Below are 9,883 nucleotides of genomic sequence, written 5' to 3' on the forward strand. Positions count from 1 at the left end.
GCCGTCGCTCACGCGCCCCCGGCCCCCTGCCACGTGCGTCCCCCCCGGCCGTCGGCCGGGGGGGACGCACGTGGCAGGGGGCCGGGGGCGCGTGAGCGACGGCGGACCGGGAGCGCCTCAGCGGCAGCCGACCGGGAGCGCCTCAGCGGCAGCCGACCGGGGGCGCGCACGCGGCAGCAGACCGGGAGCCGCTCAGCGGCAACGGGCCGCAGGGGGCCGGGGCCGTCAACGCCAGGTGGCCGGGATGACTCAGCGGCCGCCGTCCGGGGGCACGTCAGCGGCAGCCGCCAGATGCGGTTCAGCGGCAGCTGTCCGCTGCCTTGATCATTCGGGCCGCCTCCCCCAGCGCCTCGCGCAGCACCGCCGGATCGGTCGCGAGGTCCGCCTCGCCGGGCGGGAGCAGCCAGTCCGAACCCTCCACGGGAGGCTCGGGGGCCAGGGTCGCTCCGCGTCCGTCGGTCTCCGTGCAGGTGCTGCCCGGCACGTCCCACGCGGCGGCCGTTCCCGGCGGCACCAGGAAGCCCAGGGTGTCACCGCCGTCGTCGTGCAGCACGGGCCCCACCGCGTCCCCTGGTCCGCGCCGGAGGATGTCGACCGCCTCCAGTCCCTGCCGCGCGGGCACCGTCACCACATCGCAGCCGGCCGCCGGTGCGCACGGCGGCGTACGAGGATCGTTGATCCGGCTGGTCTCCATCCCGGCCTCCACCACGAAAACCCCTGATTGGAAGAGCGGTCGGGAGTCGGGGGCCTCCCGGTCCACGAGGTTCAACGCGGCAGGGCGTCAACGGCTACGGCGGAAGTCAGCCGCAAAGGATGGCACTTCATGGCAGATCACGGATGAGATATCCGGTTTGTGGCCAAACCCAGCGTGGCGACTCCATCACAGCAGGTACGTTCTTGCCCGCCGGACACGGGACCAACCGATGCGGACAACTCGCAACAAGTCGCCCTGAATCCGGCATGGTTCGACGGTTCGCACGGGAGGACCCGGCCATGGCGTCGTCAACGATGACCTCGTCTCAACCCCACCGGCCATCACGGCCGAACCTCGTCTTCCGGCGCCTGCGCGGACAGCGCTCGCCGGCCGAGTTCGCCGCGGTGATCCGCCGGGCCGGGCTCGAGATCGGCGAGCAGGTCAGCTGTGACGCGCGGTACATCGGCCGGGTCGAGGCGGGCGAGATCCGCTGCCCCAACTACGCGTACGAACGGGTGTTCCTGCACATGTACCCAGGCCGCACACTCACCGACCTGGGGTTCGCGCCCCGCTCGTCGGTACGCGGACGCCGGGCGCGCGACACCGACGACGCGCCCCTGACGCGCACCGCGAACCCGGCGAACGCCACGAGTGAGACCAGCGGGGCGTGCGAGCCGTATGAAACGCAGAACCCGTACGACCCGCACCACCCGCACGACACCTACGAGGAGAGCGACGTGCTACGTCGCGCGTTCATGACCGGCGGAGGCGCCACGCTGGCCGCCGCCTCACTGGGGCCTGCCGGCCTCGCCCGCGACGCCTCGGCGGCACAGCGCCCCGTGCACCGCGCCGGGGCGAGCGACGCGGGCGCCCTGGAAGAAGCCGTCCGCCGGATCCGGCTGCTCGACGACCGGCACGGGGCGGACGGCCTGTACCGCCGCGCCGCCGCCCCGCTGCGCGCCGCCTACGCCCTGCTGGACGCCGGGACGACCCGGCAGACCACGGCGGACCGGCTGTACTCCGGCGCCGGTGAACTGGCCATCTCCGTGGGCTGGCTGGCCCACGACTCGGGGCGCTTCGACGACGCCCGCTCGCACTACGCGGAGGCCCTCGCGACCGCCCGGATGACCGGCGACCCGGGCCTCGAGGCGCACGCCTTCTGCAACACGGCGTTCCTCGCGCGCGACGCGGGCCGGCCCCGCGAGGCGGTCCGAGCGGCCCAGGCCGCGCAGCGCGTCGCCCGGCCCGTGGGCTCCGCCCGGCTGATGTCGCTGCTCGCGCTGCGCGAGGCGGGCGGCTGGGCCGGACTGGCCGACCGCGTCGGCTGCGAGCAGGCACTGGCCCGTGCGCAGGCCTTCTTCGAGCGAGGCCCCTCGGACGCCGACCCCGAGTGGATGAGCTTCTACGGGGAGGCCGAACTGGAGGGCCTGGAGGCGCAGTGCTGGTCCACCCTCGGCGACTGGCCCCGCGCCGCACGGCACGCGCGGCGCGCCGCCGAGCTGCAGGATCCGCACTTCACGCGGAACATCGCCCTCTACACGGCGGAACTGGCGGACGACCTCGCGCGCGGCGGCCGGCCGGACGAGGCGGCGGTGGCGGGGATGCGGGTGCTGGATCTGCTGGAGGAGGTCCAGTCCTCCCGCGTCCAGACCATGCTGGCGGCGACCGCGCGGGTACTGCTGCCGCACCGCAGGGCCTCCGGGGTGTCGGCGTTCCTGGAGCGGCACGCCTCGGCGCCGCGGATGACCTGAGGGACTGTCGCGAACGTCACGCCCGCCGCGCGGCGTCCGGCACGTCCTGGGCGAGGTGCCCCAGGTCGTTCCAGCTCTCGATGGCCGGCTCCCCGTAGGCCCAGCCCAGCACCGACAGCGACGTCGGGTTCAGCCGGATCCGGGCCGCGAAGTCGATCGGCAGGCCGAGCCACCGCGCCCCGATGGAGCGCAGGATGTGCCCGTGGGCGAAGACCAGGACGTCGCGGTCCTCGGAGCGGGCCCAGGAGACCACTTCGTCGGCCCGGGCGGTGACCTCGGCGAGCGACTCCCCGCCCGGGACACCGTCGCGCCAGATCAGCCAGCCGGGCCGGACGGCCTGGATGTCCGCGGGGGTCATGCCCTCGTACGACCCGTAGTCCCACTCCAGCAACGCGTCCCAGGTGCGGGCGCGGTCGCCGAAGCCGGCCAGTTCGCAGGTCTCACGCGCGCGTGCCAGCGGGCTGGTGCGCACCTCGACACCGGCCAGGCCCTCGTACGGTGCCCGGTGCAGGCGCTCGCCGAGCAGCTTCGCGCCGCGCCGGCCTTCCTCCAGGAGCGGCACGTCGGTCCTGCCCGTGTGCTTGCCGGACAGGGACCACTCGGTCTGTCCGTGGCGGGCCAGCAGGATGCGCGCGGCCATGGGGCACCTTTCCGGAAGAACAACGCGAGAAGAACAGCGCATGGGGGACTCCTCCATCATCGCGCACGCCCTCCGTGGGCAACCCGGGGGGCGATCTCTGCGTCTTGAGGGCCGGAGGCGCCCCACGGGGCGGGCGCACACACCGTAAAGTGGCACGGCCGAACGGGCTACGCGTGACGACGAAGGGGGAGGACGATCGGATGCAGCACACCGAGACACCGGGCACCGAGGCGGCGGCCCCCGCGCCCAGGCTGCGCTGGTGGACCGAGCTGCCGCTGATCCTGCTGGTGTACGCGTGCTACTCGGCCGGCCGGCTCCTCGCCCGCGGTGACGTCTCCGGCGCCGTCGACCACGGTCTGACGATCCTGCGCTTCGAGAAGGGGCTGTACCTCAACTTCGAGCACCCCCTCAACCGCCTCTTCACGCGCGAGGCCTGGATCGGCATACCCGCCGACTTCTGGTACGCGTCGCTGCACTACCTGGTCACTCCGGCCGTCCTGGTGTGGCTCTTCCGCTCCCGCGCCGTGCGCTACCGCGCCGCGCGGACCTGGCTGATGACGTCCACCCTCATCGGCCTGATCGGCTTCACGCTGCTGCCGACCTGCCCGCCCCGGCTCCTCGACGCGAGCCACGGCTTCGTGGACACGATGGCGCAGTACAGCTCCTACGGCTGGTGGGGCGGTGCGGCGAGCGCGCCGCGCGGCATGGGGGACATGACCAACCAGTACGCGGCGATGCCGAGTCTGCACGTGGGCTGGGCCCTGTGGTGCGGAGTGATGCTGTGGCGCTTCGGCGGCTCGCGCATGACGAAGACGGCCGCCGTCGCCTACCCGCTGATCACGACGATCGTGGTCATGGGCACCGCCAACCACTACTTCCTCGACGCGGTCGCGGGCGCGGCCGTCATGGGCGTCGGGCTGCTGCTGGCCCCCGTCGTGATGCGCACCGCGGACCGGGTCAAGGCACGCTTCGTGCCGTCGGCAGCACCGGTCCCCGCGGACTCCTCCGCCTCGGGCCCCGCCCCCGTCGCGGCGGACTCGTCCGGCGCAGGTTCCTCGATTGTCAGTGCCGGATGCCAGACTTCCGCGGGTGAGCGAATTCCACGGCAGCGCGAGTCGCGGTTCGAAGACGGAGCCGAGCCGGGTGCCTCTCCCAAGGACGCGGGGGACGGCGCTCCGACAGCTGCTCGCTGAGCTGCGCGGCCCCGACGTACCCGCGAAGGCTCTGGACGCGCGCGCCCTGGCGGCGCTGGCCGCCAACCCCGGTTGTTCCCGGCGCGCGATCCTCGACGGCGCGGGGGTGAACAAGGCGGCACTGGCGAGCGCGCTGGGCTCGCCGTCGGCCTTCGGGCAGTCGCAGTTCGCGCTCACGAGAGGCAACGCCTTCGAGGCGAAGGTCAAGGCCGACGGCGGCGCGGAGCTGCTGCGGCTGGTGCACGACAAGCTCGACCGGTCCGCGGAGCCGCCCGCCGACGCGCGCGTGCCCGACCTGACGGCGACCGGACCCCTGGGGCGCACGGCCCGTACGGAGCTGGAGCTGCGGGAGGCCGCCGCGCATCCGGGCGCGTGGACGCTGCTGGACCATCCGATGCTCGCGCTGGACGTCGCGGGCTCGCCCGCGTTCCTGGAGCCGGACGCGGTGGTGGTGCATCCGGACGGCAGCTGGACGGTCGTGGAGATCAAGTCCTTCCCCCTGCTGGACGGTTCGGCGGACCCGGCGAAGGTCGGGGCGGCGGCCCGGCAGGCGGCGGTGTACGTGCTGGCGCTGGAGGAGGTCGCGGCCCGTCTGGGCGCGGAGGACGAGCCGGCCCCGCGGGTGCGGCACCGGGTGCTGCTCGTCTGCCCCAGGGACTTCTCCAATCTGCCGGCCGCGTCTGCCGTCGACATCCGCAAGCAGCGGGCGGTGACGGCCCGCCAGCTGGCCCGGCTGACCCGCATCGAGGACATCGCCGGCGCGCTCCCCGAGGGCACGTGCTTCTCGCCCGAGCTGCCCGCCGAGGAACTCACGGCGGCCGTGGAGTCGGTCCCGGCGACGTACGCGCCCGAGTGCCTGTCCGCGTGCGAGCTGGCTTTCCACTGCCGGGCCCGGTCCCGCCAGGAGGGCGCGGTGACCTCGCTCGGGCGTCCGGTCCGCGCGGAGCTGGGCGGTCTGACGACCGTCGAGGACGTCCTGGCCGCCGCCCGCGGGGAGGCGGGCGATCCCGACGATCCGGCCGTGGCGGCCCTGCGGCGGGCCGCCGCGCTGCGCGCCGAGGCACTGGAGGCGGCGTGTCGCTGATCGCCACCCTGGCCCGCCTCGAAGCGGTCAGCACGGGCCGTGCCCAGCCCGCCGCCACCGTCCGGCACCGGCATCTGGGCGACCGCCCGCTGGTGTTCGTGCCGCTGATCACCGCCGGTGAGGCCGGTGCCCCGCTCGGCGCGCTGGTCGGCACGGACCGGGACGCGCCGCGTCTGCTGGCCGTCCCGCAGCCCCGCGACCGCGACCTCAGGTTCGCGTTCCTGGCCGAACTGGCCGACGTCGTGCTGCCGTACGTCGACTCCTACGCCGAAGCCGTGGAGGCCGCCGAGCGCACCGAGACCGACCCGGAGACCGGAAAGCGCGTCAAGGTCGAGGTCGACCTGTGCGCGGACGCGCCGCAGCTGATCGTGCCGAGCCGCGCGGGCATCGACCTGGTGCGGCTGCTCGGACGCTCGACGCGCTTCCGGCGTACGGCGGAGCAGGATCCGGAGGCTCCCTACCCGGCGCCGCCGCGGGTGCCGCTGCTCGGGCGGTGGCTGACGCACTTCGGGGAGCGGGCCCGGGTGCCCGGCTCCTCACTGCTGCTGGCGATGACGGACGTGCTGGGCCGGCACTGGGTGACCGGGCAGTCCACCCTGGAGGACCAGCATCTGGGCGCGCTGCTCGCCTGGATCGACCCGCCGCAGGGCGTCACCGGCGCCGAGGCCGCGCTGCGCGCCGAGCTGGAGCGGGACGCGCAGGGGCAGCTGACGTGCCCGCCGGCCGGTCCGGCGACCGACCCGGCGTTCGACAACAAGCTGCTCGCCCCGGCCATCGAGCGCTACGACCGCGCCCGCACCGCCCTCGCCGCCGTCGAGGACGGCCTGGAGGCCGACGACCGGCTGGGTACGCTCAGCGCCGCCGAGCGGGAGATCCGGGACCTGGTGCTCAGCCGCACCCGGCCCACCTGGGACGCGGTGTGGCGGGGTCTCGATCTGCTGCGGGAGCTGCCCGAGGGGGCGCGGGTCGAGGAGCGGTGGACCCGCGACCGCTGGTCGTTCACCGGTCACCGCGACCGGGTGCTGGCCGGGGAGCCCCCGCAGCCGCGCCGCGACGACGCGGTCACCGCGGCGAACAAGCTCGCCACGCGCGAGCGCGAACAGGCCCGGCTGGAGGCGCAGGAGGCCCTCGACGACCCGCTGGTGATGGCGGGCCGGCGGCTGTCCGGGGAGGCGTTCGCGGGTGAGGTCACCGATGTCGTGATGGCGTACAGCGAGGGCAAGCGGCCCAGCCCCCGCCCGTTGGTCACGGTGCGCACGGACGACCGGCCGCATCTCGGCGAGCGGACGAAGGTGTACCGGTCGCTGGGCGGCAAGCCGCAGTCGGCCGAGTTCGTCGCGGACGAGGAGGACGGCGCGCTCGTCGTCCTGCGGGTCCTCGACAAGATGGGCCGCGGCAAGGAGCCCGAGCCGGGTTCGGTGCCGGAGAAGGGCGACCGGCTCTGCTTCACGCTCTTCGAGCACGAGCAGCGGGGCGGCGCGAAGCTGCCGGACCCGGAGGAGACGCCGTGGACGCACGGCGGGCCGCCCGGCGAGGCGGCCCTGGAAGCCGCCGACCCGGTGACCGAGGAGGATGTGCTGTGACCACGGTGTTCGACCCGTCGGCCGCCGCGGGCCAGGCCACCGACGCGATCCTGCACGACACGCTGCACGGCAGCGCGCGCGGTGTCGTCGTGGACTCCCCGCCGGGAGCCGGCAAGTCCACGCTGGTGGTCCGCGCGGCCCTGGAACTGGCCGAGGCCGGTCACCCGCTGATGGTGGTCGCGCAGACCAACGCCCAGGTCGACGACCTGGTCCTGCGGCTCGCCGAGAAGAATCCCGAGCTGCCGGTGGGCCGCCTGCACAGCAGTGACTCCGACCCGTACGACAAGGCGCTCGACGAGCTGCCGAGCGTGCGCAAGTCGGCCAAGGCGGGTGACCTGGCCGGGCAGGCCGTGGTGATCTCGACGGCGGCGAAGTGGGCGCATGTGAAGGTCGACGAGCCGTGGCGGCACGCGATCGTCGACGAGGCGTACCAGATGCGCTCGGACGCGCTGCTCGCGGTGGCCGGGCTGTTCGAGCGGGCGCTGTTCGTGGGCGATCCGGGGCAGCTCGACCCGTTCGCGATCGTCGGCAGCGAGCAGTGGGCGGGCCTGACGTACGACCCCTCGGGCTCGGCGGTGACAACCCTGCTCGCGCACAACCCGGACCTGCCCCAGCACCGGCTGCCGGTCTCCTGGCGGCTCCCGGCCTCCGCGGCGCCGCTGGTGTCGGACGCGTTCTACCCGTACACGCCGTTCCGCAGCGGAACCGGCCCCGGTGACCGGAGCCTGGCCTTCGGCGTGCCGTCGGACGGTTCGGGCCCCGACCGGGTGATCGACGAGGCGGCCGAGTCGGGCTGGGGCCTGCTGGAGCTGCCCGCCCGGCACACCCCGCGCACCGACCCGGAGGCGGTCCTGGCGGTGGCGACGGTCGTACGGCGCCTGCTCGACCGGGCGGGGGCTGCGACGTCGGAACGCTCCCCGGTCCCCTCGCCTCTCACCGCCGACCGGGTCGCCGTCGGCACGGCCCACCGGGACCAGGCGGCCGCGGTGCGCTCGGCACTGGCGGGCCTCGGCGTCACCGACGTGGTCGTGGACACGGCCAACCGGCTGCAGGGGCGTGAGTACGACGTCACGGTCGTCCTCCACCCCCTCTCCGGCCGCCCCGACGCCACGGCCTTCCACCTGGAGACGGGCCGCCTCTGCGTCCTGGCCTCCCGCCACCGGCACGCCTGCATCGTGGTCTGCCGAGCGGGGGTGACCGACCTCCTGGACGACTATCCGTCCACGGAGCCGGTCCAGCTGGGGACGGTGGTGAAGTTCCCGGACGGCTGGGAGGCGAACCACGCGGTCCTCGCACACCTGGCGGAACACCGGGTGGAGTGGCGGCCCTGATCGGCGCCGCCGGACACATCCGACCCACCGCCGGCCGGCGGCCGGCACGCCGCCGGAGGCGGCCGATGAACACAGCCCGGACGGCTGGGAGGCGAACCACGCGGTCCTCGCGCACCTGGCGGAACACCGGGTGGAGTGGCGGCCATGATCCGGCCGGGACACAGGGTCGTGCGGCGGCCCTGATCCGGCCGGAACAGCGCGTCGCCGGGTGGCGTTGATCTGGCCGGAACACGGCGGGTCCCGGGAGTCGTGACGAACGCCGGGTGGTGTGGCGGCCGTACCCACTACCGCGATGCCCACTTGCGCGCCCGCGAGACAATGGACGGTGGCCCACTCCACCGGGAGGGCCTGCGCGACGTACGAGGAGGAGAAGACATGGCGGAGCCCACGCCGCGTCGGAACGAACCGCGGCTACGCCCCGCGCCCCTGCTCTTCGAGCCTGCGGAGGCGGCCTCCGACCCTGAGCACTTCTTCGACCTCGAGTCGATCGACGACCCCCGGGCCCTGCTGGCCCGGGCGACGGAGCTGACGCTGGCGTTCCGGGCCGCGGCGGACCGGGCGGTGGAGTTCCAGGCGATGGCGGCGGCGCAGCTGGCCGATCCGCGCAGGTTCGACCGGCTGACGACGGCGGACATCGCCGAGCGGGCCGAGTGGACCGAGGACTACGCCAAGAAGATGGTCGAGTTCGGGCGGGACCTGATGCGGGGGGACGCCGAGGGCCGGGGGCCCGGCGAGTCCGCCTGACCCGGCACGGCACGCCTCTTCCCGATCACCTGGCATATGCCAGGCGGGCAAGATACTCCCTCCCACCCCCTCCTGTCCCGGTTTCCCGCAACACTCGGGAACCGGGCGCTCACGGCGGGTACACCTTGATGCCATGAGCAGCGCATGGAACGCCTCCGATGTCACCCCGGACGGGGCCGCCTGGCTCGCCTCGGCAGGAACGTATCCGCGAAGCACGCTCGCCCTCTGGGAGGAGCGGCCGGACGCACCGGTCGTGCTGCCCTGCGGGTCGGTCTTCGACGTGGTCAGCGCGCCCGCGATGTTCGGCCGGCGCATGCTCGACCGACTGTGGGACGACGGCCCCGGCTCGGGCCCGGTCGCACAGTTCCGGGGCCGGATGCTGCTGTTCGCCGCCCCGGGGACGGCTCAGCGGCTCCCCGCGCTGCTGGAGTGGGAGGAGTGGGGTGGCCGGGACAGCCGGGAAGCCACCCGTACGGACGCCGTACCGCCGCTGCTGTGCCACGGCACCGGTGACGCCGTGACCGTCCCGGCGCCGTCACAGAGCGTCTCCCCCGCCCGTTCCGCTTCCCGCTGGCTCGTCGCCCCCGACACCCGTCAGCCCTGGCTTCCGGGCCCCGAAGTACTGCTCTGGGCGGCCGTCCGGGCGGCCCGCTCGGCGGTACGGATTTCGATTTTTCCTCCCGCCGACCAGGATGCTAAGGTCTACGACGTCAGCAGGCGCCGCTAGCTCAGTTGGTTAGAGCAGCTGACTCTTAATCAGCGGGTCCGGGGTTCGAGTCCCTGGCGGCGCACAGACGGTGAAAGGCCCCTCGTGAAAGCGAGGGGCCTTTCACGTGCCCCGAAACCCCGCACCCCCGCCTCTC

General features: G+C 74.2%; 9 protein-coding genes and 1 tRNA gene. 8 read left to right on the forward strand and 2 right to left on the reverse strand.

Translation table 11 applies throughout. From position 1 onward, the window contains the following. Positions 1 to 298: 298 nt before the first annotated feature. Positions 299 to 694, reverse strand: coding sequence for a hypothetical protein (locus K4G64_RS36135; RefSeq protein ID WP_221760117.1), 396 nt, complete (start codon positions 692 to 694; stop codon positions 299 to 301). Between the two features lie 299 nt (positions 695 to 993). Between K4G64_RS36135 and K4G64_RS36140 the strand changes: the two genes are divergently transcribed. Next, a complete protein-coding gene (locus tag K4G64_RS36140) occupies positions 994 to 2,445 on the forward strand; it encodes a hypothetical protein (protein WP_221760118.1) in 1,452 nt (483 codons plus the stop codon). Between the two features lie 16 nt (positions 2,446 to 2,461). Here K4G64_RS36140 and K4G64_RS36145 read toward each other — a convergent pair whose 3' ends face one another. After that, positions 2,462 to 3,085, reverse strand: a complete 624-nt coding sequence (locus K4G64_RS36145; protein WP_221760119.1) for a histidine phosphatase family protein — start codon at positions 3,083 to 3,085, stop codon at positions 2,462 to 2,464. Between the two features lie 200 nt (positions 3,086 to 3,285). Here K4G64_RS36145 and K4G64_RS36150 point away from each other — a divergent pair, with 200 nt between their 5' ends. The 7 genes from K4G64_RS36150 (at position 3,286) to K4G64_RS36180 (ending at position 9,811) form a co-directional block, all read left to right on the forward strand. After that, positions 3,286 to 4,278, forward strand: a complete 993-nt coding sequence (locus K4G64_RS36150; protein ID WP_221760120.1) for a phosphatase PAP2 family protein — start codon at positions 3,286 to 3,288, stop codon at positions 4,276 to 4,278. Next, on the forward strand, positions 4,229 to 5,362 hold the full coding sequence (locus K4G64_RS36155; RefSeq protein ID WP_221760121.1) for a hypothetical protein: 1,134 nt from the start codon (positions 4,229 to 4,231) through the stop codon (positions 5,360 to 5,362). The genes K4G64_RS36150 and K4G64_RS36155 overlap by 50 nt, the downstream gene beginning before the upstream one ends. Next, the gene (locus K4G64_RS36160; protein ID WP_221760122.1) at positions 5,353 to 6,945 is read left to right on the forward strand and encodes a hypothetical protein; all 1,593 of its coding nucleotides are present in this window, start codon (positions 5,353 to 5,355) and stop codon (positions 6,943 to 6,945) included. Before K4G64_RS36155 ends, K4G64_RS36160 begins: the two co-directional genes overlap by 10 nt. Continuing rightward, positions 6,942 to 8,276 (forward strand): AAA domain-containing protein, encoded by a 1,335-nt coding sequence (locus tag K4G64_RS36165; RefSeq protein WP_221760123.1) that lies wholly within the window; start codon positions 6,942 to 6,944, stop codon positions 8,274 to 8,276. Before K4G64_RS36160 ends, K4G64_RS36165 begins: the two co-directional genes overlap by 4 nt. A 375-nt stretch (positions 8,277 to 8,651) precedes the next feature. Next, positions 8,652 to 9,020 (forward strand): hypothetical protein, encoded by a 369-nt coding sequence (locus K4G64_RS36170; RefSeq protein WP_062927039.1) that lies wholly within the window; start codon positions 8,652 to 8,654, stop codon positions 9,018 to 9,020. 133 nt (positions 9,021 to 9,153) lie between these two features. After that, positions 9,154 to 9,747 carry a bifunctional DNA primase/polymerase gene (locus tag K4G64_RS36175; protein WP_221760124.1) on the forward strand — a complete coding sequence of 198 codons (594 nt, stop codon included), beginning with the start codon at positions 9,154 to 9,156 and terminating at the stop codon, positions 9,745 to 9,747. After that, positions 9,738 to 9,811 (forward strand) — tRNA-Lys (locus K4G64_RS36180). The genes K4G64_RS36175 and K4G64_RS36180 overlap by 10 nt, the downstream gene beginning before the upstream one ends. The last annotated feature ends 72 nt before the right edge of the window (positions 9,812 to 9,883 follow it).

This window comes from Streptomyces sp. WAC04114, from assembly GCF_019733245.1.
GTDB classification, from domain to species: Bacteria; Actinomycetota; Actinomycetes; order Streptomycetales; family Streptomycetaceae; genus Streptomyces; species Streptomyces massasporeus_A.